We start from the raw sequence: 26843 nt of genomic DNA, 5'->3' as shown, positions 1-26843 counted from the left end.
ACTTAAAGCTAACAGGTTAATTACTGCTATGGCGCCCGCTAAATTTACTGTCATTAAAGATTATATTTGCCAGATGATCGAATCTGGAAAATGGCCACAACATGAAAAAGTGCCATCTGAAAATGAACTAGCTGAGCAATTTTCGGTTAGTAGAATGACAGCAAGACGGGCATTACAAGAATTAACCGAGCAAGGCATTCTAATTCGCTCACAAGGTGCGGGCACTTTTGTTGCCACCTTTAAATCTCAGTCATCACTTTTGGAAATACGCAATATTGCCGACGAAATTCATGAGCGAGGTCATCGTCATAACGCAGAACAAATCACCTTAAAAGCCATTACCGTTACTGGTGAAATAGCGTTATTGCTTGATGTAAAAGACAACGACCAAGTGTTCTATTCGGAAGTATTACATTTTGAAAACGAGCAACCAATTCAGCTTGAGCAGCGATATGTTAACGGTAAGTTAGTACCCGCATACTTACAACAAAACTTTACTCAAATTACACCGCATGAATACCTTTCTATTGAAGCGCCGCTTACTGAAGCAACTCACGAAATAGAAGCTGTTCTTGCAGCAAAAAATATCTGCCAATTACTGGCAATAGATGAAACAACCCCATGTTTACAAGTTAAGCGTCGAACCTGGTCAAGTCAGGGCGTAGTCAGCTTAGCAATATTAACGGCGCCCGGTAACAAATACCGCTTAGGCAGCCATTTAGTTTTTTAATTTAGGAGCATTGAGATGACGTTTAACTATGGTATTGACCGTCTAACTCTTGATATTGTTAATGGTATTGCCAATGGCACTATTAACGCTGAACTTAGCCCACAGGCAATTGATAAAATTAATACCAGCCGAGCACGCGTAGACAAAATGGCAGCGTCTGATGAAGCGGTATACGGTATTAATACTGGTTTTGGTCCGCTATGTGATACCCAAATCACGCCGGCAGAAACTAATTTACTGCAAAAAAACTTATTGATCACTCACGCTGTAGGTGTGGGCGAGCCCATTGCTAAAGCCATTTCAAAATTAATGTTGATCACCAAAGTTCATGCCTTAAGCCAAGGCTTTTCGGGCATTCGCCTTGAAACCGTTGAGCGCATGTTGAAATTCATTGAACTTGATTTGATTCCAGTGGTTCCAGAGCAAGGCTCAGTAGGCGCATCTGGCGATTTAGCACCACTTTCACATTTATTCTTACCTTTATTAGGTGAAGGTGAATTCTGGGTAACTGAAAATGGCGTTGATAAAATCGTGCCAGCAGCCCAAAAACTAAAAGAGCACGGCTTAGCGCCAATGGATTTACACGCTAAAGAAGGCTTAGCCTTGATTAACGGTACCCAATTTATTTTATCGCATGCCATTACTGGTTTAACCAAAATGCGCTATTTATTGGACTTAGCCGATTTAGCGGGTGCCATGAGTATTGAAGGTATGCAAGGCAGTGCTTCACCATTTAAAGCAGAGCTTCATGAAACTCGCCCATTTGCTGGCTGTATTGAAGTTGCAAGCCGTATGCGTGAATTCTTTAAAGGCTCTGAAAATATGGCGTCACATACTGACTGTGATCGCGTGCAAGATCCATATTCACTACGCTGTATTCCACAAGTACATGGTGCATCACGTAATGCCTTTAACCACTTAAACGAGTTAGCGGAAATTGAGATGAACTCAGTAACCGACAACCCGATTGTCATTAGCGATGAAGAAGCCATTTCTGGTGGCAGCTTCCATGGTCAGCCACTAGCTATGGTGCTTGATTACGCATCAATTGCCGCCGCTGAACTTGGCAACATTGCTGACCGCCGTTGTTATTTATTACTTGAAGGCTTACACGGCTTACCACGTTTATTAACCACCTCTGGCGGTTTGAACTCAGGCATGATGATCCCGCAATATGCAACTGCAGCCTTGGTGACTGAAAACAAATCGCTATGTTTCCCACCGTCAGCTGATAGCGTGCCAACGTCGATGGGTCAAGAAGATCACGTGTCGATGGGCAGTATTTCTAGCCGTAAGTTCAATCAAATCTTAGGTAACTTAGAAAAGATTTTAGCCATTGAATTAATGTATGCCGCACAAGCCATTGACTTTAGACGCCCAAACAAATGTTCAGACATTATCGAGCATAACTTTAATGTGATCCGCGCCAAAGTTGCCAAGCTTGAAGAAGATCGCCTGTTAAAGCCGGATATTGATGCCATTATCACTATGGTGAAAACGCAAGCGTTTAACGTTAACCCAAGTCAGTCAGCATAAGGGAGCCTTTTATTATGAAAACAGCAATGAATTTTCAAGAAATAATCACGCAAGGCATCCCAAGCGAATTGCCTGCCGCTAAGCCTTATCCGGCAGATGCTAACCGCGCACCAAAGCGTAAAGATATTTTATCGGTTGAAGAGAAGCAGCTAGCGCTACGCAATGCGCTGCGCTATTTCCCAAAAGCTTGGCACCAAGAATTAGCCGCAGAATTTGCTCAAGAACTTAAGGATTTTGGTCGTATTTATATGTACCGCTTTAAGCCAAGTTACGATATGCAAGCGCGCTGTATTACTTATTATCCAGCAAAATGCCAGCAAGCTGCCGCTATCATGCTGATGATTGATAACAACTTAGATCCAGCGGTTGCTCAACATCCAGAAGAGTTGATTACTTATGGCGGTAACGGTGCAGTATTCCAAAACTGGGCGCAATACTTACTAGCCATGAAGTACTTAAGCGAAATGGAAAGCGACCAAACACTTCATATCTATTCAGGTCACCCTATGGGCTTATTTCCGTCTTCGGAAGATGCACCGCGTGTCGTAGTGACTAACGGTATGATGATCCCTAACTACTCACAGCCTGATGACTGGGAGAAATTTAACGCGTTAGGCGTGACCCAATACGGTCAAATGACCGCCGGTTCGTTTATGTACATTGGCCCACAAGGTATTGTTCACGGCACTACCATTACGGTAATGAACGCATTCCGTAAAGTCTTTGCGGCACAAGGGCTAACTGGTGAAACTCCTAAAGGTAAAATTTTCCTGACCGCCGGCCTTGGTGGCATGAGTGGCGCTCAACCTAAAGCCGGTAATATTGCCAATTGTATAACTGTGTGTGCTGAAGTTAACCCGAAAGCGGCAACTAAGCGCCATCAGCAAGGTTGGGTTGATGAACTTATCGATAATATGGACGAGCTAATCGCCCGCGTAAAAACTGCACAAGCCAATGAAGAAGTAGTGTCAATCGCTTATATCGGCAACGTGGTTGATGTGTGGGAGAACTTCTATGAGCAAGATATTTTTGTCCATTTAGGCTCAGACCAAACCTCATTACACAACCCGTGGTCAGGCGGATACTACCCAGTTGATACTTCTTATGAAGAATCAAACCGCTTAATTCGTGAGCAGCCAGAAGTATTTAAAGAAAAAGTACAAGCAACGTTAAAACGCCATGCTGACGCGGTCAATAAACACACCGCACGCGGCACTTACTTCTTCGATTACGGTAACGCGTTCTTACTAGAAGCGTCACGCGCTGGTGGCGATGTTATGGCGGAAAATGGTATTGATTTTAAATACCCATCATACGTGCAAGATATTCTTGGCCCTATGTGTTTTGATTATGGTTTTGGTCCTTTCCGCTGGGTGTGTACTTCAGGCAAGCCAGAAGATTTAGATAAAACCGATGCCATCGCTGCCCGTGTGCTGGAAAAAATTATGGCGGAATCGCCAGCAGAAATTCAGCAGCAAATGCAAGATAACATCACTTGGATCAAGGACGCTAAGCAAAACAAGCTAGTAGTTGGTTCACAAGCGCGTATTCTTTATGCTGACGCTCAAGGCCGCATGGAAATTGCTAAAGCATTTAACGATGCAATTAATGCAGGCGAAATTGGCCCTGTAGTGCTTGGCCGCGATCATCACGATGTGTCAGGTACTGACTCACCGTTCCGTGAAACCTCAAACATTTACGATGGCAGCCGTTTTACTGCTGATATGGCAATTCACAACGTAATTGGCGATAGCTTCCGCGGTGCGACTTGGGTGTCTATTCACAACGGCGGCGGTGTTGGCTGGGGCGAAGTGATTAACGGCGGTTTTGGTATGCTGCTTGACGGCACAGAGAGCGCTGAGCGTCGCTTAAAATCAATGTTATTGTTCGATGTTAACAACGGTATTGCCCGTCGTAGCTGGGCAAGAAACGATGAAGCAATTTTCGCAATTAAACGTGAAATGGAGCGGACACCGAAATTAAAAGTGACGTTAGCCAATATTGTAGATGACGAGATCTTAAATACGTTATCACTCTAACGTGTAGTAAAAGACTAAAGATAAAAAAGCCCGCATTAAGCGGGCTTTTTTGATATTGAATAACAACTAATTAATTTACTAATTATTGTGCTGCGTCAGCTGCTGCATCACCTACTTGTGGTGCTGGCTCAGCTTTTTGAATTTCTAATAATTCAATTTCAAAGTTAAGTACTGAGTTACCAGGAATACGCGGCGGATTACCGTTCGGGCCGTAAGCTAAATCTGAAGGAATAGTAAACTTGTACTTAGAACCAACTGACATTAACTGTACACCTTCAGTCCAACCACGAATTACGCGGTTAAGCGGGAATACAGCCGGTTCGCCACGCTCTACTGAGCTGTCAAATACTTCACCATTAGTGAATGTACCTGTGTAATGTACTTTTACTGTATCAGTTGCTGCTGGTTTTTCACCTTCGCCTTCGCTAACTACTTCGTATTGAATACCTGATTCAGTAACCATTACGCCTTCACGCTTAGCATTTTCTTCTAAGTATTTTTGACCGTCTGCAAGAGCCGATTCTGCTTGTTGTGCAATCATTTCTTGTTGCTTAGTTTTCATTTGTTGATCAAGTGACATCAACAAGCTTTGAATTTCTTCTTGAGCAAGCTGTGACTTACCTTCTAAGCTTTCCACAAAACCTTTTACAATTAGGTCTTTACTTAATGTTAAGCCTAATTTTTCGTGCTCAACTAAGTTACGCTCCATATACATACCAATTGAAGCGCCCAAGCCATATGCTTGCTTGTCAATTTCAGTTTCTAATACTGGTGATTTTACCGCTGCAGTTTCTTCTTTAACTTCTTGTTGGCAACCAAACACTGAAACAAGTGCAAGAGCAACCACGGTAGGCTTTAACAATTTCATCAAACTCTCCATAACTGAAAATAATTTAGAACAATAGGAATAATACGCCGATATGATTTGCGATTTTTATTATTCTGGTTCAATAGCGTAAAAAAAGACTTATACTAACGACAATTGCCGTTAGAAAAAAGTATTAAATGTTAATGATAAGTAATCGCTTGTTTTCCTTGTACATACTTCCAATATTATCTTTGCTACTTAGCGCATGCCAACCTGCTGATAACCAACCATTAGTACAATGGCGCCATGCTGCAGAAGGAGCTTATGCGGCAGATGTTTCCAACAACGGCAAATTAAGCGTAGTTTCTTCAATTCATCATGGCATTAGTGTTTGGGATCTTGATAACAACGCACTGAAATATACTTGGTCGCAGCAACAAGACAGTGCCGATAACTTAGTATTAGCAATCGATATTGCCGATAACAATTCCCATGTGTTAACCGCCAACAAAGACAGCTTTTCACTGTGGAATGTTGCCAGCGGCCAGTCAGAAGGTTATTGGAAGGTTAGAGAGTCCAACATCCGAGATATTGCTGTCGCCAATAACGGCAATTACCTGCTAATCGGCAAATCGAATGGCACGGTCGTTCATGTCACCCTAGCAACTGGGCGACGTTTAGAGTTTTTGGGCCATAGCGAAAAAATTAACGCTGTCGATATGTTACCTAATGGCCGTGTCGCTATTTCTGGTGGCAATGATTATATTGCCTATGTGTGGGACACCGTTTCCGGCCAAGTCATTTACCAATTTAACCACCCTAGTCGCATCACCAAAGTCGCGCTAGATCCACAAGGGCGTTATGCCTTTACCGCCGACAGTAAAAAAGATGCTCATATCTGGAATTTAAAAACTGGTAAGCTAGTCAACAGTTTAAAATATACCAATCGCCAAGAAGTGTTTAGTACCGTGCAATTTTCACCGGATGGCACGCAGTTACTGACGGGCGCACCTAGCCGCAAAGTCAGTTTATGGAGTATAGGTACCGGCCAGCGCTTACAAAGTTGGCGAGTAACACCGCGTGAAGATATTCGTCCTGCTGGCGCCGTTGTTTATGGCGCCTCTTTCCGCGATAATGACCACTTTATTACCGAAAGCTCCTCTGGGCTCGCCGAACTTTGGCAATTACCGAACTAACACTATGACATCAGAAGAATTGGTTGCTCAATTAGAGCAACGTATTGAAACCTTAGAAGCTAAAAATGCCTTTCAAGATCATGTTATTGATCAGCTCAATCAAGAAATTGCCATTCATCAAGCCGATATCGCCGTGCTTAAAGAGAATTTACAATTTATTGCCAAACGGATTAAGGATATCAGTCCGTCAAATATTGTAAAAGCTGAGGATGAGCCACCACCGCCGCATTATTAATTAATAAAATGTGATCATTAAGCTCAAAATAAAACTGTCTTAAAACTAGGGAAGGTTTGAAATATGAAAAAGATATTGCTCATTGTTCTCTTGATTGCCGGACTTTATCAATGGCAACTATCAGAACAACAGATATCTGAACAACCAACAAGTGTCGCTCCAAGTGTCAATGCGGCAGTTCCTGAGCTAATAGAAACCACTAGTGATAGTTCGCTTAGAAAGGCATTTGAAAATCGTCAAAGTGATATTCAAATCGAAGGTTCGGGGAAAGTCCTCAAGATGCTATCTGACGATAACGAAGGCTCAAGGCATCAACGGTTTATTTTAAAATTGTCGTCAGGACAAACGCTATTAGTTGCCCATAATATTGATTTAGCGCCAAGAATAGCTTCACTTTCTGTCGGAGACACAGTTCATTTCTTTGGTGAATATGAATGGAATAGTAAAGGTGGAGTCATACATTGGACTCACCATGATCCGAATGGTCGTCATATCGGCGGTTGGTTAATCCATAATGGACGCAAATACCAGTAACTTTAATAACAAATCACTTAACTTGTCACTCAATGTAAAAGCCAAATTTAGTTTGCCACTTGGTAACGCGCTATTCCGGCGTAAATACACCTATCACTTGCTCATTGGCGCGCACTTGTTTTTCAACATGGGCTTCGGGTTGAGTCATTTGCTCGCCGCAACTGACACAAGTGACTTTTTCCACGCCGTTTTCTTTAGTTAATGCCATGGTGTCCATAGCTTTACATTTCGGGCAAATAGCCCCAGCAATAAATCGTTTTTTCACATTCATTCACAATCAATCAATATTGTCGCTATTTTAACTTGAAACACCTACGGGGTAAAAGCGACAATATGCGCCACTTTCGTTTCGCTAGGTAAACTCGCTTGATAACCGCACAAGATTTACACATTTATCGTGGCGCTAAAGCGCTGATAAAAGCTGCCACTTTTACTGTCCACCTCAACCATAAAGTCGGTTTAGTGGGGGCGAATGGCTGTGGAAAATCCTCGCTGTTTTCAGCGTTTCTAGGGCAACTTGCCCCCGACAGCGGCGAATTAAAAATGCCGAGCAGTTGGAAAATTGCCACGGTAAAACAAGAAACGCCAGCCTTAGAAAGCTCTGCCTTAGATTATGTGATTGATGGCGATATTGAATATCGTGACATTGAACAGCAATTAGAGGTAGCCCGAGTCAATAACGACGGCAATTTAGAAGCAACGCTGCTTAATAAACTCGATACCATTAACGGTTACAGCTTACCAGCACGTGCTGGTGAATTACTTCATGGTTTAGGTTTCAGTCAAAGCGAGTTGTCAAACCCAGTAAAAAGCTTTTCTGGTGGTTGGCGTATGCGACTTAACTTAGCGCAAGCGCTGATCAGCCGTGCTGACTTACTGTTGCTGGATGAACCAACCAACCACTTAGATTTAGATGCGGTTATTTGGTTACAGCGCTGGTTAAAACGTTACGACGGCACCTTAATTTTAATTTCCCACGATCGCGACTTTTTAGACGATGTTGTCGGCCAAATTCTGCATATTGAACACCAGAAAGCTAAATTGTACAGCGGCAACTACTCAGCATTTGAGCGTCAACGTGCCGAACATTTAGCCCAACAAGATGCCGCTTTTCAAAAGCAACAACGGGAAGTCGCACATTTAACCAAGTTTGTTGACCGTTTTCGCGCTAAGGCTAGCAAAGCTAAACAGGCGCAAAGCCGATTAAAACGCCTGCAAAAGCTCCCCGAATTAGCACCCGCGCATATCGACAGTCAGTTCACTTTTCATTTTGAGCAGCCTGCACATTTGCCGTATCCGCTATTATCATTATCCGAAAGTGACTGTGGCTATGGCGAAACCAAAATTCTCAATAACGTAAATATTACCTTAGTGCCGGGCACTCGACTTGGTTTACTTGGCCGCAATGGTGCTGGTAAATCAACGCTGATTAAATCACTTGCTGGTGATATTGAGTTACTAAAAGGCCAACGTTTTTGCGCGCAGGATTTAAGTGTCGGTTATTTTTCCCAACATCAATTAGAACAGTTGCACGCTGGTTCTACTGCGATTGAGCATATCCTGCGAGCAAAAAATGAATTTGGCGAACTGGATGCTCGCAATTACTTAGGGCGATTTGGCTTTAGCGGCGATCAAGCGCTAGCCGTGGTTGATACCATGTCGGGTGGCGAAAAAGCGCGACTAGTATTGGCGTTAATTGTTTTAGAAAAGCCGCAATTATTGCTGCTCGATGAACCAACTAACCATTTAGATTTAGAAATGCGTCAAGCGTTAGTGATGGCGCTGCAAGACTTTGAAGGGGCAATTATTTTAATTGCCCATGATCGCTATTTATTGGAGTCATGTGTTGATGAGTTTTTGCTGGTTGGCCAAGGTAAAGTCACTGAATTTAACGGCGATATTGACGATTATCAGCAATGGTTAAATGACGATAAAAAGGCAACCATTCAAAGCAATAGCACGAAAGCTGAACAAGCAACTGAAAACACGACAATTGATAAAAAACAACAACGCCAACAACAGGCTGAATTGCGTAAGCAAACCGCGCCAATGCGCAAGCAGGTGGAAAAACTGAATCAACAAATGAGTAAATGGCAGGTCGAATTGGATGAAGTTGAAACAATTCTGGCCGATGGCGCTATTTATCAATCTGACGATAAAACCAAATTGGCAGAGCTATTAAAATCTCAGGCGCAGTTGTCAGAACAAATTGAAAATGCCGAAATTGAATGGCTTGATTTGGAAGAAAAAATTGACGCAATTATGAATCAACAATGAAATAAATTGCGATAAACAGATGAAATTCAACGCGAATTTAAAAACGCTTTGCTACACTACTGATAACACGTTCATTTAATAAGAAGAGAGTTACTATGAACAAGCTAAGTCAAATTACTGCGGTTTTACTAGTGGTGTTATCATCTTATAACGTCAATGCTAATGCCGACTTAAAAACTGGTATTTATGAATTAAATCGCGGCCAATTTAAAGCGGCTATGACAGAATTTGAACCACTGCTAGAAGAAGGCTATGCACCTGCACAATATCAAGTGGGCTTAATGCATAAAAACGGCTGGGGCATGAAAAAAGACTTAAATAAAGCGTTTGAACTTTTTTCGCTAGCAGCTGAGCAAAATTACCCCGATGCACAATTTGAATTAGCACTGATGTACACCGAAGGTGAGCCAGTAGCAAAAGACAGCAAAAAAGCCTTTGAATACACGCAAAAAGCTGCCGACAAAGGGCTTGCCAGTGCGCAATTTAATTTAGGCGTAATGTATGCTGAAGGTATTGGCACCTATCGAGATAACACCAAAGCATTTAATGAATATCAAAAAGCCGCCAAGCAAAATTATGCGTTAGCACAATTTAATTTGGCGCTTATGTATTTTGAAGGTAAAGGCACTGAAAAGAGCTTAGAGCAATCATATATCTGGAATACCATCGCCAGTTTTAACGGCTACGCTCCTGCAGAAAATAGCCGTATATTAGATGAGCGAAAAATGGGCACTGCCGATATTCAAAAAGCCCGAGAAAAAGCAGATAGCTTATACCAAAGCTTATTAGCTCAAGCGGAGCTTCGTGCAAAAAGCAGCGATTAAATTAGCTACAGATATAAGTAAATGTAATCAAGAATTAAACTTTCAACCGCGAATTTGATCTACATCACAATCCGTTTCTGCTCCTTATATACAATTAATATCAGCACGATATAAGGAGCATGTTATGGACATCTTAAAATCTTTTTTTAATGACCCTGTTTTTTGGTTTTCATTTGGCGGTTTAGCCATAGTGTTGATTATTTGTAGTTATTACATTTATTTTTTTATGAAAAAAATAAATGAAACGTCTTAATGATATCAACCACTTAATAATAATGATTACGTAACCTAATAATTGCGCAGAAATAGCGGTTATTTTTCGCACACTTTTTGTTGCTAATTTGCTATACTGCCAAGTATTACTTGGAACAGAATAGAGGTTACGTAGTTATGGCTTTATCTGTCAATCAGCAATCTCCAACCCTAAGTTTGCTTGAGCGCTTACGTGTTGAACAAGAGAACAAACAAGAAAAGTTGGCATCTGCCAAGCGCATTAATAGCGCAGCGGACGACCCTGCTGGCTTACAAATAGCCAATCGCCTAACATCACAAATCAATGGCGATGCTCAATTAAGCGTTAATTCGCAAGACCAAATCAATTTAAATAACATTAAAGAAGCAAGCTTTAGTGCAATTTCAGATAGCTTACAACGAGCAAATGAATTGTCTGTGCAGTCTGGTAGTCCATTAAGCGATCCGTCAGCAATTCAAGGTGAACTTGATCAAATCACCGAGCAAATTAATACCATTTCTGAAGAAGTACTTGGAGATCCTAATTTAATCTCTGGTTTAGACGCCAATGACCCAGCAGCAACGCAAGCTGCGTTAGAGGCGGCCTATGATTCAATTAGCCAACAAACCTCCAGCTTAGGTGCAAGCTCGAATGGCTTAAGTAGCCAAGTTAATACTTATGAAACTTCAGTGGTTAATGTCAGCGCATCTCGCTCACGTATTCAAGATACCGACTTTGCTAAGGTGACTGCCGAACAAGAACAGCTAAATACCTTATTGCAAACCACAATTATTGCGAAAAAAGACGAAGAAGCGCGTAAAGGGCTTTTAGTTAATCAACTAGTTTAATTACTCCGTTAATCGCTATAATACTAAGCTCGCTACACGTGGGCTTTTTTATTGCCATATGATTATTAATAGTAAATTTAAACCTGCTTGGTGGCTGTCGAGCCCTCACTTACAAACCATTTTAGCCAAAGGGCTAAATAAGCATGACAATATTGAATGGTATAAGTCAACGCTGGAAACCCCGGATGATGACTTTATTGATATTGCTTGGACTGAGTTACCTGAAAAAAGCAGTACCAAGCCATTAGTGCTAATTTTACATGGCTTAGAAGGTTCGGCAGAAAGTCACTACGCCAAAGGCATGTTACAAGCAATTAAGGCGCAAAATTGGGTTGGTGTGTTAATGCATTTTCGCGGCTGCAGTGGCAGGCCTAATCGTAAAGCTAGGTCTTATCACAGTGGTGATACCCGAGACGTTGCGTTTTTTAGCCAGTGGTTAAACAAGCAATTCCCTGAGATGAAAAAGGCAGCGATTGGTTTTTCACTGGGGGGTAATGTGCTCACCCGCTACCTTGCGCAACATCAAGATCATCCATTTAGTGCCGCGTCCATTATTTGTGCGCCTTTAGATTTAGCCAGTTGTAGCAAGCGTATTAGCCAAGGCTTCTCTAAGGTTTATCAAAAATATTTGGTGGATATGCTGAAAAACTCGACTCAGATTAAGATAAACCAACAGCTATTGCCTGATATTCAAGCTAATAAGTTAGCCGCTGTTCGCAAGCTGTGGGATTTTGATCAAATGGTCACGGCACCAATAAACGGTTTTAATGACGCCGCTCATTATTATCACGAAGCTAGCGGTAAGCCGGTAATGCACAAAATAGCGATTCCCAGCTTATTCATTCACGCCGCCGATGATCCATTTCTTTCGCACCAAGATATTGTTCCAGACCAGCCGTTACCTGAGCATTTAACTTTTGAAATCAGTGAAAAAGGTGGTCATGTTGGCTTTGTTTCTGGAAACAACCCGCTAAAACCAGAGTTCTGGCTTGAACAACGTGTACCAAATTTTCTTAAGGCGTTTTTATGATCATTCCTTACCAGCAAATCAATGCTGATACGTTAGATAGTTTAATTCGTGAGTTTGTCCTTAGAGAAGGAACAGATTACGGGCTAGAAGATGCCGATATTCAGCAAAAAATCAATGATGTAATGCGTCAGCTTAAAGAGGGCAGCGCGGTTATCGTCTATTCAGAATTACATGAAACGGTGAATATTTTACCTAAAAGCCAATTCGATCAGCAGCAAATTATCGAAGATTAATTGATTAACAATTGCAAATGCCTGTCGCTTAATTGCTTAGAGAATATCCCGTATTCATGATCACTGATCTTATTCAGCGTCACTTGCTCAGGAAGGTAACAAGGACGATTAAAGTGTGCGTTAATTTTATTACTGTCTTTGGCTTGTGGAATTTCGCACAGTGCCCAGTGCAAATTAAACATACCGTGAATGACTAAGGTTTTCATGCCTAATAGTTTAGCCGTTAACGGCGATAAGTGAATCGGGTTGTAATCACCTGAAACGCGAGCATAACTGCGGGCTACTGCGCCAGATAACGCAACTGATTCAAGCTCTGGTAACGTGTTAGGTGTTGATATCTCTTTGCGTTTTTTACCTTGGTAACCAGGCTGCTTATCTAGTATTTGATTAATATTGATCACACAGAGTTGATTATGTTGCCAAAGCTCTGTGGTTATTTGATAGTTAAAGCCCTTATCCGATTTAGTACAGCGATCAAGGCTCAGCACTAAATCAAACTCTGCCAGCCAATCAATTGCCGCTAATCGCTGGAAATGACTTGAAATATGGATCAGTCCCAATAGCTTGCTAGGAATTTTTGCCTGAGATAACAGTTGTCCAAGATGTCGATAACTCAGATTAAATACGAAGCTAAGTGGCAACGCCTCACATTGAAATAATCGCTTAAACGCTGCTATTTTTTCACTGTCAGCACTCAGTTTTTCTAGCCGAATAGCTATTGGGGTAAATTGCTCAAATGCTACTCGCTTGCGCCCTGCTAACTTAACCAAAAGCTGATAATTGGAAAATACTTGCTGACAAACGACTTCTTTCATAAGTGGCTCTTAAAAGGAAAAGCCAGCATCGCGCTGGCTTTAATATTCATGATATTTGCTTTAACAATGAGTTGTTAATGCTCAGCGTTTTAGCTTTTAACCTTTTATCCTTTAGTAAAGGTCAAAACAAACGACACCGGTACAGCGTTACTGATGCTAGGCAGCGATGCTAGTTTTTGTAGCTTGGCCACACCTTCTGCTAAACCGTAATCTTTAGCATTGATAATCATAGGCGTAAGTGCCGATACCACAACTTTATCATTGGCTAATTTCACTAATTGCACACTTACGCTAACTTCTTTTTTAATACCGTGTAAATCAATGTGGCCTTTTAACGGTAATTGCTTTTGATCGCCAACCGCCATCGCTTCAATAAAGGCTAAATCAACCTTGGCGTTAAAGGTAGCTTGAGTAAACTTAGCGGTTTCAAAAAGGAAATCTCGCATGCGCTGGTCACGCACGGCAATATTGGTATTAACGCTCGCTAAATCGATACGCAGTGTTACTTCACCACTTTCAGCAATGTCACCACTGAGCGTTTTAAAGTAATGAACTTCTGCAATATCGGCCTTTTTGGTACTGATAAAGCTTAATTTCGAAAAGTCATTGCTTAATGACCAATTCGCCATCGCAGGTAATGATAAACAACAAGATAAAAATAAGGTTAATAATCGCATGTTCGTTCCTTGGAAGGTTTTAAATTAAAAATCTCGGTTAGCTCGATGTGGCCGAATAATTTTCTGCCAGTCAAACTCACTGGCGCCTAAACTAATAAAGTCTGGGTTCATTAATGTCGGGCGTTTATTATAACTAATAGGGTTGAATTCACTATCAAGAATGCTCCCGCCCGCTTGTTCTAAAATACATTGGCTGGCACCAGTATCCCACTCGCCCGTTGGCCCTATGCGCAAGTAACAATCGGCGCCACCTTCGGCAATCAGGCAATTTTTCAATGAACAACTGCCTAGGGCAATATACTCAAAATCAAATGCATCATTTAAGTATTGCCCCATTAAGCTCAACTCTTGGCGACGACTGATCGCCACTTTAATTGACCTGTCTTGGCGATATGGGTCAACAAAAATTTGATGGCTAGATTGCCCATTATCTTTAAATGCGCCGAGCCCTGTTTGTGCATAATAAGTTAAGTGATGTTCGGGGGCATGAATAACACCAATTGACGGCCAGCCGTTTTCCACCAACGCAATATTTACCGCAAAATCGCCACTGCCAATAATAAATTCGCCAGTGCCATCTATTGGGTCAAGCAACCAATAACGTGACCAATCTTTGCGCTGAGCTAGTGGCACAGTACCTACTTCTTCCGAAATAATAGGAATGTCAGGGGTCAGCGTTTTAAGCTGCTCCATAATTGTATTATTAGCCGCAATATCGGCGCTGGTTACAGGGCTGTTGTCATCTTTTATTTCGGAAGTGAAATTTTGCTTGCGATAGAACGACATTACTTCATTACCGGCAAGCTTAGCGGTATTTATCGCTATCGTAAGCAGCTGTTCATCAGTCATTGATCGCCTCCAAATCTTTCACTAGCATTAACGCGGCAATTGAACGTGCCTCATTAAAATCGGGTTGCGCTATTAGTGAACGATAGTCGGCTATTGGCCATGATACAACCTCTAACGGCTCTGGTTCGTCACCTTCTAATTTCGATGGATATAAATCTTTCGCTAGAAAAATTTTCATATTAGCGCTGAAAAATGCCGGCGCCATTGCAACATCGTGAACATGGACAAATTCCCTAGCACCATAGCCAATTTCTTCCTGTAGTTCTCGATTAGCCGCCTGCTCACCCGTTTCGCCTGGATCAATCAAACCTTTTGGAAAGCCTAATTCATAGCTATGGGTGCCTGCGCAATACTCACGTACCAGCAGCATAGTTTCATCATCAATCATAGGGACAATCATCACTGCACCGCGACCACTGCCAACCATACGCTCGTATTCGCGTAGTTGACCATTACTAAACTCTAGATCAATTTGCTCAATAGCAAAAAGCTTACTTCTAGCGGCTGTGCGACGAGCAGTAATGTTTGGTAACTGATGTTTATTAGTCATGGTTCCCTACGAGCACTTTTATAAGAAATTTTCATCGTGACAACAGCTTAACACCATTGAACTAAATATTTATTTCAATTGGTATCATCAATAGCTGCCCTGTTATAATGCCATAATAAGATGTTTTCATGGAATAAATCTATGCTGGATTGGGCAAAAATTTCGACAGTTTTACTTGATATGGATGGCACCATTCTCGATTTGCATTTTGACAACCAATTCTGGCTTTCACACCTTCCGTTAAAATATGCCGAAAGTGCCGGAATTTCCGTTGAACAAGCACACCAACAACTGGTTTCACACTATCAGGCGGTAGAAGGTACTATCGCTTGGTACTGCTTAGATTATTGGGCTGAGCAAACGCAATTACCGATCCGCGAGCTAAAGCGCGATATAGAACATTTGATTCAATTACGTGATGATGCGCATGAGTTTTTAACTGCACTGCGCGAAAGTGGCCGACAAATAATTTTGGTCACTAATGCTCACCCCGATAGCTTGTCACTGAAAATTGAGCGCACCCAGCTTGATCAATATTTCGATCAACTTTATTCAACGCATGAATTTGGTGTGACTAAGGAATCTCAGCAGCTATGGCAACAGCTACAGGAAAAGGTTAGCTTTGATAACAAGCAAACCTTATTTGTCGATGACAGCCTGACAATTTTAGATTCAGCCAAGCAGTTTGGCATCAAGCATTTGTTGGCGGTTGCCAACCCAGACAGCCAGCAAGCGGCTCGCGAGATCAGCCAATATCCGGCTATCACCGATTTTCGTGTACTTACTCAAGCAATTTTAGCCAATCCAGTGAGTACATAGACGATTAAGAGTTTATCGCGATTAAAACTTCAGACGGTAACGCCCCTGGGCATCGGCATTACCCAAAAATGGTAGCGCTTGTTTAAGCTCTGCAGGAAATTCAGCACCAGGTTGAAGGTAACCTTCACCGGAAAAACGTCCATTCATCTGAATTTGAGTGGACACCGTTAACCCCAAGCGGTTTTCAGGTACAACATTAACCACTAAATTATCCTTTTCACATTGGATATCAGCCGCAAAATCGCCTAATTCAATATCTTGTTCTAAAGCATTCACTGCCGCGCGCTGCCAAGCTACTTTGGCATCAGCAGTTAAGCATTGCGTTTGGCTAACAGCTAACTCTTTGACCGTTAACTTAACGCCGCCAAAAGCATTTACTGGAATCGGTAACGGTAGCAAAGGCGCAATTTCGCTAGCTGCCATGCTGATGTTTGCCTCATTAACTTGCACTGTGTTGCCCGCTAGCGTTACTGAAGCACTGCCGCTAGGGCCAGCCGCAGTTGGTGTACCAAAAGTTAAATCAACCGATGGAGCAAAGGTCAATAACGACAACAAACTAACTTCTGCTTGTACTTGGTTAATTGAAATTCCTTGTATACGTATTTCGCTAATTTGGCTGTGCCAAACACTGCCAGAGACAAAACCTAATTCAACATTTTTAGGTAGTGAAAACCAACCAATAGCGGTTTTCGCTGGCAATAATGCGATAACAAAAATTAAATAGGCGCTAACAGCCCCTATAACAATAGCGAGTTTTTGTTTCATAAATTCTAATTAGTTGCGAGTGAGAATAAGGCGTCTAACTTTGACGATACCCACGGTATCATGTTCACTAATATCAACACTAGTGGCAGTAAGACCATATTGGCGGTCGAGATTATCCAACCAGCGCAGCAATTGCTCAAACGGCACTTCATCTACCCAAACCTGCACGGCATCTTGTTGAGGCTGAATACGATCTATCGTGACTTGATATTGCTGAGCTGCGCGATTAACAATGCTTGATAAACTACCATTAACAAAAGGCTTTTTAGCACCTGAGCCTAAAGCCGCCACTTTAGCGGTATTTTCATTAACGTAAGCAAGTAACGACTCGGTACGTTGCAGCTTTTGCTGAGCTTGTTCCAAGCTTGTGTTAATTGGCTGCCAAATTCCTTGATAACCAATAAAAACTAAAACAACCGCCGCCATTGCTAACACTAACTGTTGTTCACGTTGCTGTAGCTGTTGCCACCACTGCTTCATTTTGAATCCTTAATACTAAATGACCCTGTTACCCGATCATCTTGATTATTTTGAGCGCCCTGACTAACGGTAAGCTGAGCTTTTTCCAATACAGCTTTAAACTTATCAAAGGTTTGATAATCACCCGCTTCTGCCTGTATACGTAATTCATTGCGCTTGCCATCGAACTTGACGGTAGTCGGCTTTAATGTAGGCACTTGTTTAAATGCTGGTTCGACTTTCGATAAAATCGTTAAAAAGCTGGCATCTCCATCACCACCGCCCGCCTCTGCGAGCTTGCGCTTTAACTGCGATTTAATCGTCGAAATACGCACGCGTTTGGTATCAGGAAAAGCCTGTTTATAAGTGCTAATAATTTCCTGTTCAATTTGGGCAATTTCATCATTTAATTGATAAAGGTTGCTGGCCTTCACCCCAAGGTTTAATAACAAAGCAACACCAGCCAAACCGGCTGCTATCAGCCAGTATTTAACTGCTGGTGAACGTTTTGATTTAACCGAAAATTCACCCTGTAATAAATTGATCGCTGAAGTGCCTTGCTGTGCGTAAAGTGCCATTGGCAACTCTTCAGGTTCGCTGTGCAGTTGAAAAGCTTGTGGCAATGCTGGCAATAGCGAATAAGCATGTATTTCAGGTACAGGTGCTAACTGCTGCCACTGATTTTGCATAAACTGCCATTGCTGCTGATCAACACTGACGCCCTGCCATTGCCCTTGTCGAATAACCACTTGTTCAGCAACAGTTATCGCGCTCCAACCATGTTCATGAAGTGGTAACAACAGCGTTTCAGGTATCAGTTTTTGACAAAAAATTCCGGCTGTTGCCAGCCAGTGTTGCCACATTTCCAACTGTTTACGAGCGGTAATCGCGACAAAACAGTTATGGCCGACATCATCTTGTTTTAACTGACCATAAGCGAAAAATAAATCATCTACATCTTGCGCCAGTTCTTCTTCAAGCATATATGGCGCAGCTAAACGGTTTGCTTTGGCCGATTTACTTGGCATCTTCAATGCTTTTAACAGCACATCTTGTCCGGGTGCAATCGCTGTCACCTGACGGTTTTTTGCTTTTTCCTGCAAACTGCTAAGCTCGCCGGCATTAGCGAGTTCACCACTGGCGATGATTTCTTGTTGATTCGTCGACCAAATCAACCAAGCAATCGGTAAATCGGCTTGGCTGGCCAAACGAATATACAAAATTTCGTTCATTTAAAAACGTCCTACAGTACGGCTAATGACTTGTACTTTTTGATTATCAATCACATGCATTACAGAAGTTAAATTGAAAAAGCTCTTATTAAACTCGGCACTAGCCTTTAGTGTAAAATATTCACTATCGACAACAAACTGTTCTTTTTGCTCGGTAGTAATATTTAGCTGGGTTAATTCAGCCATGTTATAAAAATCATTAATATCGCTAAACCCGTCTTGCGGTTTGGCATCGATAATTGACTGCGCTTCATCTTGGCTAATATCTAATAATGCTTGCAATAATACGTTTTGATCTTCGGTTAAGGTATTAATATTGATTTTATGCTTATCAGACTCTGGCAACACGCAAACATAGGGTAATATCGCAGCTATAACTTGCGGGGTAAAGTGTTCGATTACCCTGAGTTCATTAACGCTAGATAAGAAACTGTTGGCGGCAAAATACGGGTATTCTTTACTGGCATAATCATTATCTTCGGCGCCGCCATTGCTAGAGATATTATCGTCGGCATCTAACCAGTCAGTTAACGCATCAGCCATCGCTTCCGCTTCAAAGTCACTAACCCCATCAATATTGAGTTTGGTTAACAAACGTTGAAATGCAGCGCGGCTTGGTAACACAGTGTCACTACCCTGATTTTGAGGTACTTCCGCTTTTAGCGCATTTAAATTTAAACAAGTATGTAAATCAAAAATGCCGCCTGAAATTTCACCATATGGCACCGGATATTTGTTGTAACCCTGTGCCCAATTTTGCTGTAATTGGGTAACTTCTTTGTCTTTTTCGTTATCCAGTAATAATACCCGCTTAGCAAAAGCTTCTGCGCCCATGGCATACCAATAGGCCTGCTGATTAAATTGCAAATTTACCGTGCGTTGCAGTTGCATTTGTAGACGAGCCGTCATTTCTGTCGCTAACATTGCCACCAATGCCACAATCAGCATTACTGTGATCAGCGCGACGCCGCGAGCAGATTTGATGCTACTTGCTTTCATTGGCACTAGTTTCCATCGTTAGCATTAGCTGCTTCACTCTCACCTGCCACCAAAAACTGGCGTCTAATCTCACCAAAGTCTTCGGTTTGCAAAATAATCGCTATCGCTTGTGGCAAACCTTGCCCTTTAAACTCTTTTTGCCACTTATTATTTTGATAAAATTCAAATTTCACATCGCTAACATCATTGATCAATGGCCGAATAAATGGCTCTTGTCCCACGACTGGGTCAACAAAATTAAAGTGCAGCCGGTTTAGCACGTCATCACTGAGTTGATAGGCCACTGATTGTAAATCGCTGCGCGGTAAAATAAGGCCAGGATTGGTCCAGCCGCCTCGAACGAAGGCTAAGGCATTGGTTTCAGAAAAAAATCCTTGATCATCAATATGAATATAGCCAGAGGCTGGTGCTTCGCCATTAATCCGTATTGTCCGGCGAGTAATTTGCAACATATCGCGCTCAATAATAATAAAGGCTCGATTGAGTTCATTGAGCCGAGCATTTTTAATGCGCGATTGTTCGTCACTTTTAAATACGGTATCGAAAATAGTGAAGCTTGATAAACTAATTAACGAGAAAATTGCCATGGCAATGAGCACTTCAAGCAAGGTAAAGCCAGCGTTGGCGAGATTAACTGTGACGCTTGACGATGTGCCGCGAGAGATCATTTATCAGGACTCGCCAAGAAGGTAGTAAGCTCAGTAAGTGGCTGTTCGTCACTTTGATTTTTTCGCACTTCAATGGTCACTGAACGTAACTGGCGATCTTGTGTCGCCACCACTTTTTGTCGCCAAAACCACTGAGTGCCAGCCATTTCCACTTCGCCTTTTAATTTATCTTTGGGTGGCCAAGTTTTACTTAACGATGCTGCCGTTAACTGATTTGATGCAACCCAGTTAGCAATGGTTTTCTGCTCTAAAGCACTTAAGTTTTCAAAATTATTTTGCGCTGTGCCTAAAATAGCCACGCCAGCGATGGCGAAAATAGCGATTGCCAACATTACTTCAATCAGAGTAAAACCGTTACTCAAAGTGTTGATTTTAGCCATGGCTGTCACTTTCGGCGCAGCTTTCACTTTAGGCACTGTTTTCACTAGTTATCCCGCCCATCAATCGGCCCTTCAATGGCTAATTGCGTGCTATAAAGTCCGGTAACTTTATAGCTAACACTGCCTTGCTCGAATTCATCGCGAAAGCTAAATACCAAACTAAACGGGTTGTAATCACCGCCTGATAACAAAATGACTTGTGGTTGAATCAATTCTTGAGGCTGGTCTCGGTATTGGTCTTCATCTTCACTGATAAAGTCTTCGCGAGAAACCATTAATACGCCTTCTTCAATCGGCAAATCATCTAATATAAGTTCAAGTTGAATGTTCTCAGGTAAGGTATAAGTTGCCAGTGCGTCAACATCAGACAGCTCAGTCCAGCGAGTGCCGTCGTAACCAACAAATTGGTAACTTTCTTCGGTGACCACTAAGCCAAGTTCAACATTATTTAGCATGCCGTATTCACTGGCGAGCTCAAACACCCCAGCAAAACGCCGACTTGCTTGTTCTAACTGCTCATGGCTTTGGTTACTTTGAAAAGTAAATTGAATCGCAGACATGATTACGCCAATCACTAAGATCACTAACATGACCTCTATTAAGGTAAAGCCGCGAGACGAATTAACTTTTAAACACATAGGCATGACATGAAGATAAAGAAAGAGCCAGCGTGCTGGCTCTGATTCATCGCTAGGTTATTGATAATCACCTAGGTTCCAGTTACCAATATCATCGTCGGTACCCGCTTCACCATCTGGCCCCATTGAAAATATATCAATTTTGCCCATTTCACCTGGATTTAATAACTGGTATTCATTACCCCAAGGATCATTAGGCAAACGCTTAATGTAACCATCTTCTGGGAAACGGCGTGGCAGTGGCTCAACATCGGTTTGTGTCACTAATGCTTCTAAACCTTGTTCTGTGGTTGGATAGTTATAGTTATCCATTTTGTACATGCTTAACGAGGTTTCTAATGCCGTAATATCAGATACCGCTTTTTGCACATTGGCGCGCTCTTGGCTACCCATCAAGTTAGGCACTACCATACTAGCTAAAATACCCAAAATAACGATTACTACCATAACTTCTAACAGGGTAAAACCTGATTGACGCTGTTGCATAACTAACTTCCTACTAATGTATTTAACTGTAAAATTGGCTGTAAAATAGCCATCACGATAAACAAGACGACACCGGCCATACTCACCATTAATGCCGGTTCAAACGCCTTAATTGAGATATTCATTAACGCTTCAAATTCACGATCTTGGTTGTCGGCGGCGCGTCCTAACATTTGCTCTAACTCACCACTTTTTTCACCACTGGCGATCATATGAAGCATCATCGGCGGAAATAATTTCGTTTGCTCTAAAGCAACCCGTAAACTGGTACCTTCGCGCACTTTATCTGCCGACTCTTTAATCTTCTGCTTAATATACAAATTTTCTAATACTTCACCAGCAATTTTCATGCTTTCAAGTAAGGGCACGGCACTGGCGGTCAAAATACTTAAGGTCCGAGCAAAACGTGCGGTATTTAAACCGCGTGCGACTTTGCCAATTAATGGCAATGAGATTAAGCGCTGATGAGCACTATAACGAAACTGAGCTTTCTTCATTAATTGATTAAAGCCCAATGTTGCAAGGGCGATTAATAAAATAATGGCTAAGCCATAGTTCGACAAAAATTCACTACTGCTAATTAAGAACTGAGTAGTACCCGGCAAGCTTTGCCCCATATGTTCAAACTGGCTAACAATTTTAGGGACAACAACGGTAAGTAATACTGCAATAACGCCAATGGCCACCACCGTCATAATAATGGGGTACACCAAGGCCTGAATCATCTGCGAGCGCAATTGCTGGCGCTGCTCGGTGTAATCAGCCAAACGGTTAAGCACGTTATCTAGGTGACCTGATTTTTCACCGGCTGCCACCATGGCGCGAAATAGCTGCGAAAATACCTGAGGAAATTCCGCCATACTTTCGGCAAGGCCATAACCTTCAGTGACTTTAGTGCGTACCGCCATAATCATGCTTTTATGGCGATTTTTCTCGCTTTGCTCAGCAACGGCGAGTAATGATTCTTCCAGTGGTAACCCAGATTCAACTAATGTTGCTAATTGACGGGTGATCAGCGCTAAATCGGTAGCAGAGATTTTATTCCGGCTACTGGCTTTCGTGGTGCCTGTGGCGGATTGTTTACGTAATGAGGCATTAACTTCAATCGGCATTAAGCCTTGATCACGCAATAAACTGCGCGCTTGTCTTGGGGTATCACCTTCGATAACCCCTTTAACATTTTTTCCTTTGGCATTAACCGCCACATAATCAAACGCTGGCATTTACATTCTCATCCGTTAATCTTCTCGGGTCACGCGCAACACTTCTTCGAGCGTGGTAATGCCCGCCAGCACTTTATCAAAGCCGTCGCGACGAATACTAGGCGTAGTTTTACGGATATACTTTTCAATCACTTGTTCGCCACGACCATTATGAATAAGTTCGCGTACTTTATCATCAACGGTTAATAGCTCATGAATACCCGTTCGCCCTTTATAACCTTTAAAGTTACACGCCTGACAGCCAACGGCACGATAAATCGTTGGTTTATCCTCTGCGGAAATTGACAGTAAATGACATTCTTCTTCATCAGCTTGATGCGGCTCTTTACAGTGTGGACATAAAGTACGTACTAAACGCTGAGCTAAGACACCCAATAAACTTGACGATAATAAGAACGGTTCAACTCCCATATCTTCCATACGGGTAATCGCACCTGCTGCAGTGTTGGTATGTAAAGTAGATAATACCAAGTGACCTGTTAAACTGGCTTGCACACCAATTTGTGCGGTTTCCAAATCACGAATTTCACCAACCATCACCACATCAGGATCTTGACGTAAAATCGCGCGTAAGCCGCGGGCAAAGGTCATATCTACTTTGGTGTTAACTTGTGTTTGGCCAATCCCTTCAATCGCGTATTCAATCGGGTCTTCAACAGTTAAAACATTGCGCTCTTTATTATCAATCTGACTTAAGCCAGCGTAAAGCGTGGTTGATTTACCTGAGCCCGTTGGGCCGGTAACCAAAATAATACCGTGAGGTTTGTCAATCAGCGCTGAAAACAACTTACGGTTTTCATCAGTCATGCCTAAGTCTTGTAGATCTAGACGCGCAGCATTTTTATCGAGTAAACGCAGTACCACGCGCTCACCATGGCCGGTTGGCATAGTGGAAACACGGACATCAACCGCACGGCCAGCAATGCGCAATGAAATACGGCCATCTTGTGGAATACGTTTTTCGGCAATATCCAGTTTCGCCATTACCTTAATTCGCGAGACTAACAACGATGCCAGTTTGCGATTTGGCTTTAATACTTCACGCAATACGCCATCAATACGGAAGCGAATTTGCAGTACTTGCTCAAAGGTTTCAATATGAATATCCGAAGCGTTTTCTTTAATTGCTTCACTGAGCATGGCGTTAATCAGCTTAATGATTGGCGCATCGTCTTCATTTTCCAGCAAGTCTTCAGTTTCAGTCATTTCATCGGCCAGTGAATATAAATCCACTTCGTTGCCAATATCTTCCATCATTTGCTGAGCTTCTGATGAATCACGCTGGTACGACTCAGTTAATCGCTTTTCAAATTCTACCGGCGTCAACACTTCGATATGATATGGATGAGCCAAAAATCGACGGACTTCTACTAATATTTCAGGGCTAGCAGAAGCTAAACAATGTAATACATATTGTTGCTGACCATCTGAATGCTGATCTTCAGTGCCAATTTCTGAAATTAAGACCCCATGACGCTTAGCAAAACCAAAGGGTAAGCGCTTAGTTACAGCAACTTCATCTTCACTTTGTGCTTGGATGTCAACATTAGTAACAAGCTCATCTAGGCCAGCACTTGCTAATGCTTCATCGGCCAGCGCATCGTTAACTAAAGTCTCTTCATTCAGACTATTTTGTTCAACAGCCATAATTAATTTTGTTCGCCCTGTGCTTGTTTTGCTTTTTTCTCTTGCTCAAGCTTTTTCATGTGCTCTTCATATGATGGTGGCAATGCTAATTCATCGCTCCATACTGGCAACAATGGCAGTTTATCGTCGTCCATCAAACTAAGGCCACGCTCTTTTTTCGCTATTTCATCGGCACGTATATAGTTATATTTCGCCTTAGTCATTTCGTTCATTAACTTACCATCACGAATAATGGTTGGGCGTAGGAACACCATTAAGTTGCGCTTACGCACACTATTACTGGTTGATTTAAACAAATGACCTAAAATAGGAATGTCACCTAATAGCGGGACTTTTTGCTCACTTTCTTGAACGTCTTCATCTATCAAACCGCCTAAAATAACGGTAGCGCCGTTATCAGCCATGACTGTTGTTTTAATTTCACGTTTGTTAATTGAAATATCAACGCCGGTTGCACCACTTACTGAAGAGACTTCTTGCTCAATAGTTAATTGAACTCCAGAACCTTCATTGACTTGTGGCGTAACTTTTAACTTAATACCCACTTCCTGACGGTCAACGGTTTGGAACGGATTGGAATTATTGTTACCGGTTGTTGAACCAGTAATAATCGGCACTTCTTGACCGACAATAAAATACGCTTCTTCATTATCAAGGGTGGTTATGCTTGGCGTGGCTAAGATATTTGAATTGGTATCTGAGCTTACGGCTTGAACAATCGCGCCCCAGTCATTTTCAATTAAACCAAACATCATACCGTTAACAGAGCCTAGTAATTGCGCCAGTAGCGTATAATCGCCATCGGTATCCGGGTTTTTAGTGACAACCGGGTTACCGTTGCCATCAATTGTCGTTACGGTTGTGCCTTTTTCACCACGAGCAGCATAACCAGCCGCGGCTAAACTAGTACTAGGTACTGGACCATTATTAAACTGAGTAAAGCCGCCTTGTTCGGTATACCATTGCACACCAAGGTTAACACCGTCGCTTTCAAAGACTTCAACAATAATTGCCTCTACGAGTACTTGGGCACGACGGACATCAAGTTGACGAATTACCGCCTCTAGTGAGCGCAGCATATCTGGCTCTGCTGTAATCACTAAGGTGTTAGTGTCTTTATGGGCATCTATGCTGACGTTACGTTTATTATTGTTAGCACCACGTGTAGTTTTGCCAGCACTCTCTTCAGCTTCAATCGATTTACTCACGCCTTCAAGCACGGCGACTAAGTCTTCCGCTTTTGAGTACTTCAAGTAATAAACTCGCGTATTGCCGTTGGTTTCTAATTCACTATCTAAACGCTCAATTAACTTAGCGATACGTTTTCTAGCTTGTGACTCACCACTAACTATAACACTGTTGGTTCTGTCATCGGCCACCACAGATGGAATAAGAAATGTTGGCGTACCAGCTTTGGCACTAGATGCCTGCTTATTCATCGCATCAACGATACGTACCATTTCACTGGCTGAAGCATGCTTTAACTTAATGATTTGTACGTCTTGATCGCCCGCTTTATCCACGCGCTCAATAATATTCACTAAGCGATTTACCACGGCGGCTGTACCTGTGATCATAATGACGTTTGCAGGGTCGTAGTTAACCACGTTGCCCGAACCAGCTTGATCGGATAGTTGGCGAAGTAATGGCACTAATTCACGCACCGTAACATTTTTTACTTCAACCACACGGGTGACCATTTCATCACCGCTAAAATCACCATCATTAGCAACAACAGGAATAGGGCCAGTTTTAGCGTCTTTATTACGAATTACTTTAATCACGTTATTGTCCATTTTAACGGCAGCAAAGCCGTAAACTTCCAACACGTTTAGGAAAAACTGGTAATACTGCTCTTCACTAAGCAAATCGTAACTTCTGACATTGATTTTGCCCCGAACATTCGGGTCAACAATCATGGTTTTTTGCAAATTTCGACCAACAATATTAACGAACTCGTTAATATCAGTATTTTTAAAGTTCGGTGAAAATTCAGCAGCCCATGCTTGTTCTACCATAGGTGTGAACGCCATTGCTGCGCTAAAAGCTAATGGTGTGAACAATCGCTTAAAATTTATCGTGTGTGGTTTTACCCGTTGTCGGATTTTCATACT

29 protein-coding genes are annotated in these 26843 nt (G+C 42.2%); 12 read left to right on the top strand and 17 right to left on the bottom strand.

Annotation, left to right across the window (positions count from 1 at the left end; genetic code table 11):
- Positions 1–28 precede the first annotated feature (28 nt).
- From hutC to ACOB82_RS14515, 3 genes are read left to right on the top strand one after another with little or no spacing between them, the layout of a single operon-like run.
- Positions 29–730 (top strand): histidine utilization repressor, encoded by a 702-nt coding sequence (gene hutC, locus ACOB82_RS14525; protein WP_448213734.1) that lies wholly within the window; start codon positions 29–31, stop codon positions 728–730.
- 15 nt (positions 731–745) lie between these two features.
- Entirely contained in the window at positions 746–2266 is a 1521-nt protein-coding gene (gene hutH, locus ACOB82_RS14520; protein ID WP_448213699.1) for a histidine ammonia-lyase, read from the top strand.
- 14 nt (positions 2267–2280) lie between these two features.
- Positions 2281–4305: a urocanate hydratase gene (locus tag ACOB82_RS14515; RefSeq protein WP_448213698.1), complete on the top strand. Its 2025-nt coding sequence runs from the start codon at positions 2281–2283 to the stop codon at positions 4303–4305.
- A gap of 82 nt (positions 4306–4387) precedes the next feature.
- Here the strand turns inward: ACOB82_RS14515 and fkpA are convergent, their stop codons facing one another.
- Entirely contained in the window at positions 4388–5173 is a 786-nt protein-coding gene (gene fkpA / locus ACOB82_RS14510; RefSeq protein WP_448213697.1) for an FKBP-type peptidyl-prolyl cis-trans isomerase, read from the bottom strand.
- Between the two features lie 137 nt (positions 5174–5310).
- Here fkpA and ACOB82_RS14505 point away from each other — a divergent pair, with 137 nt between their 5' ends.
- The 3 genes from ACOB82_RS14505 to ACOB82_RS14495 all read left to right on the top strand — a co-directional run bounded on the left by ACOB82_RS14505 (position 5311) and on the right by ACOB82_RS14495 (position 7078).
- On the top strand, positions 5311–6309 hold the full coding sequence (locus ACOB82_RS14505; RefSeq protein ID WP_448213696.1) for a WD40 repeat domain-containing protein: 999 nt from the start codon (positions 5311–5313) through the stop codon (positions 6307–6309).
- A gap of 4 nt (positions 6310–6313) precedes the next feature.
- Positions 6314–6544, top strand: coding sequence for a SlyX family protein (locus ACOB82_RS14500; protein ID WP_448213695.1), 231 nt, complete (start codon positions 6314–6316; stop codon positions 6542–6544).
- Between the two features lie 189 nt (positions 6545–6733).
- Entirely contained in the window at positions 6734–7078 is a 345-nt protein-coding gene (locus ACOB82_RS14495) for a DUF3465 domain-containing protein (RefSeq protein WP_448213733.1), read from the top strand.
- A 70-nt stretch (positions 7079–7148) separates the two neighbouring features.
- On the opposite strand, the gene ACOB82_RS14490 is transcribed toward ACOB82_RS14495, so the two are convergent.
- A complete protein-coding gene (locus tag ACOB82_RS14490; RefSeq protein ID WP_448213694.1) occupies positions 7149–7349 on the bottom strand; it encodes a YheV family putative zinc ribbon protein in 201 nt (66 codons plus the stop codon).
- Between the two features lie 95 nt (positions 7350–7444).
- On the opposite strand from ACOB82_RS14490, the gene ACOB82_RS14485 reads away from it, so the two are divergent.
- The 5 genes from ACOB82_RS14485 (at position 7445) to ACOB82_RS14465 (ending at position 12522) form a co-directional block, all read left to right on the top strand.
- Positions 7445–9355, top strand: a complete 1911-nt coding sequence (locus tag ACOB82_RS14485; protein WP_448213693.1) for an ATP-binding cassette domain-containing protein — start codon at positions 7445–7447, stop codon at positions 9353–9355.
- 95 nt (positions 9356–9450) lie between these two features.
- A complete protein-coding gene (locus ACOB82_RS14480) occupies positions 9451–10179 on the top strand; it encodes a tetratricopeptide repeat protein (protein WP_448213692.1) in 729 nt (242 codons plus the stop codon).
- Positions 10180–10569: 390 nt separating this feature from the next.
- Complete coding sequence (locus ACOB82_RS14475) at positions 10570–11259, top strand: flagellin (protein ID WP_448213691.1); 690 nt, start codon at positions 10570–10572, stop codon at positions 11257–11259.
- Positions 11260–11317: 58 nt separating this feature from the next.
- A complete protein-coding gene (locus tag ACOB82_RS14470; RefSeq protein ID WP_448213690.1) occupies positions 11318–12289 on the top strand; it encodes a hydrolase in 972 nt (323 codons plus the stop codon).
- The gene (locus ACOB82_RS14465) at positions 12286–12522 is read left to right on the top strand and encodes a YheU family protein (protein ID WP_448213689.1); all 237 of its coding nucleotides are present in this window, start codon (positions 12286–12288) and stop codon (positions 12520–12522) included. The genes ACOB82_RS14470 and ACOB82_RS14465 overlap by 4 nt, the downstream gene beginning before the upstream one ends.
- Here the strand turns inward: ACOB82_RS14465 and ACOB82_RS14460 are convergent.
- The 4 genes from ACOB82_RS14460 to nudE form a co-directional block, all read right to left on the bottom strand.
- Positions 12519–13337, bottom strand: a complete 819-nt coding sequence (locus tag ACOB82_RS14460; protein WP_448213688.1) for a MaoC/PaaZ C-terminal domain-containing protein — start codon at positions 13335–13337, stop codon at positions 12519–12521. The genes ACOB82_RS14465 and ACOB82_RS14460 overlap by 4 nt on opposite strands.
- A gap of 104 nt (positions 13338–13441) precedes the next feature.
- A complete protein-coding gene (locus ACOB82_RS14455) occupies positions 13442–14014 on the bottom strand; it encodes a YceI family protein (RefSeq protein ID WP_448213687.1) in 573 nt (190 codons plus the stop codon).
- A gap of 24 nt (positions 14015–14038) precedes the next feature.
- On the bottom strand, positions 14039–14863 hold the full coding sequence (cysQ, locus tag ACOB82_RS14450) for a 3'(2'),5'-bisphosphate nucleotidase CysQ (protein WP_448213686.1): 825 nt from the start codon (positions 14861–14863) through the stop codon (positions 14039–14041).
- Positions 14856–15413, bottom strand: a complete 558-nt coding sequence (gene nudE / locus ACOB82_RS14445; RefSeq protein ID WP_448213685.1) for an ADP compounds hydrolase NudE — start codon at positions 15411–15413, stop codon at positions 14856–14858. The genes cysQ and nudE overlap by 8 nt, the downstream gene beginning before the upstream one ends.
- 141 nt (positions 15414–15554) lie before the next feature.
- Here nudE and yrfG point away from each other — a divergent pair, with 141 nt between their 5' ends.
- Complete coding sequence (gene yrfG / locus ACOB82_RS14440) at positions 15555–16232, top strand: GMP/IMP nucleotidase (protein WP_448213684.1); 678 nt, start codon at positions 15555–15557, stop codon at positions 16230–16232.
- 21 nt (positions 16233–16253) lie between these two features.
- Here the strand turns inward: yrfG and ACOB82_RS14435 are convergent, their stop codons facing one another.
- Genes ACOB82_RS14435 through gspD form a run of 11 tightly spaced genes read right to left on the bottom strand, consistent with a single transcriptional unit; the run spans position 16254 to position 26840 of the window.
- The gene (locus tag ACOB82_RS14435) at positions 16254–16997 is read right to left on the bottom strand and encodes a type II secretion system protein N (RefSeq protein WP_448213683.1); all 744 of its coding nucleotides are present in this window, start codon (positions 16995–16997) and stop codon (positions 16254–16256) included.
- 9 nt (positions 16998–17006) lie between these two features.
- Positions 17007–17477: a type II secretion system protein GspM gene (gspM, locus tag ACOB82_RS14430; RefSeq protein WP_448213682.1), complete on the bottom strand. Its 471-nt coding sequence runs from the start codon at positions 17475–17477 to the stop codon at positions 17007–17009.
- Entirely contained in the window at positions 17474–18688 is a 1215-nt protein-coding gene (gspL, locus tag ACOB82_RS14425; RefSeq protein WP_448213681.1) for a type II secretion system protein GspL, read from the bottom strand. The genes gspM and gspL overlap by 4 nt, the downstream gene beginning before the upstream one ends.
- Positions 18689–19687, bottom strand: a complete 999-nt coding sequence (gene gspK, locus ACOB82_RS14420) for a type II secretion system minor pseudopilin GspK (protein WP_448213680.1) — start codon at positions 19685–19687, stop codon at positions 18689–18691. It abuts the gene before it with no gap.
- 5 nt (positions 19688–19692) lie between these two features.
- On the bottom strand, positions 19693–20355 hold the full coding sequence (gspJ, locus tag ACOB82_RS14415; RefSeq protein WP_448213679.1) for a type II secretion system minor pseudopilin GspJ: 663 nt from the start codon (positions 20353–20355) through the stop codon (positions 19693–19695).
- The gene (gene gspI, locus ACOB82_RS14410) at positions 20352–20780 is read right to left on the bottom strand and encodes a type II secretion system minor pseudopilin GspI (RefSeq protein ID WP_448213678.1); all 429 of its coding nucleotides are present in this window, start codon (positions 20778–20780) and stop codon (positions 20352–20354) included. The genes gspJ and gspI overlap by 4 nt, the downstream gene beginning before the upstream one ends.
- A complete protein-coding gene (gene gspH / locus ACOB82_RS14405) occupies positions 20780–21373 on the bottom strand; it encodes a type II secretion system minor pseudopilin GspH (protein ID WP_448213677.1) in 594 nt (197 codons plus the stop codon). Before gspH ends, gspI begins: the two co-directional genes overlap by 1 nt.
- A gap of 57 nt (positions 21374–21430) precedes the next feature.
- Positions 21431–21859 (bottom strand): type II secretion system major pseudopilin GspG, encoded by a 429-nt coding sequence (gene gspG / locus ACOB82_RS14400; protein ID WP_448213676.1) that lies wholly within the window; start codon positions 21857–21859, stop codon positions 21431–21433.
- 2 nt (positions 21860–21861) lie between these two features.
- Positions 21862–23082: a type II secretion system inner membrane protein GspF gene (gspF, locus tag ACOB82_RS14395; RefSeq protein WP_448213675.1), complete on the bottom strand. Its 1221-nt coding sequence runs from the start codon at positions 23080–23082 to the stop codon at positions 21862–21864.
- A 15-nt stretch (positions 23083–23097) separates the two neighbouring features.
- Positions 23098–24729 carry a type II secretion system ATPase GspE gene (gene gspE, locus ACOB82_RS14390; protein WP_448213674.1) on the bottom strand — a complete coding sequence of 544 codons (1632 nt, stop codon included), beginning with the start codon at positions 24727–24729 and terminating at the stop codon, positions 23098–23100.
- Positions 24730–24731: 2 nt separating this feature from the next.
- Complete coding sequence (gene gspD, locus ACOB82_RS14385) at positions 24732–26840, bottom strand: type II secretion system secretin GspD (RefSeq protein ID WP_448213673.1); 2109 nt, start codon at positions 26838–26840, stop codon at positions 24732–24734.
- Between the last annotated feature and the right edge of the window lie 3 nt (positions 26841–26843).

This window comes from Colwellia sp. MEBiC06753, from assembly GCF_053470325.1.
Note: the sequence above shows the minus strand (reverse complement) of the source record. Positions and strands in the feature narration are given on the sequence as shown.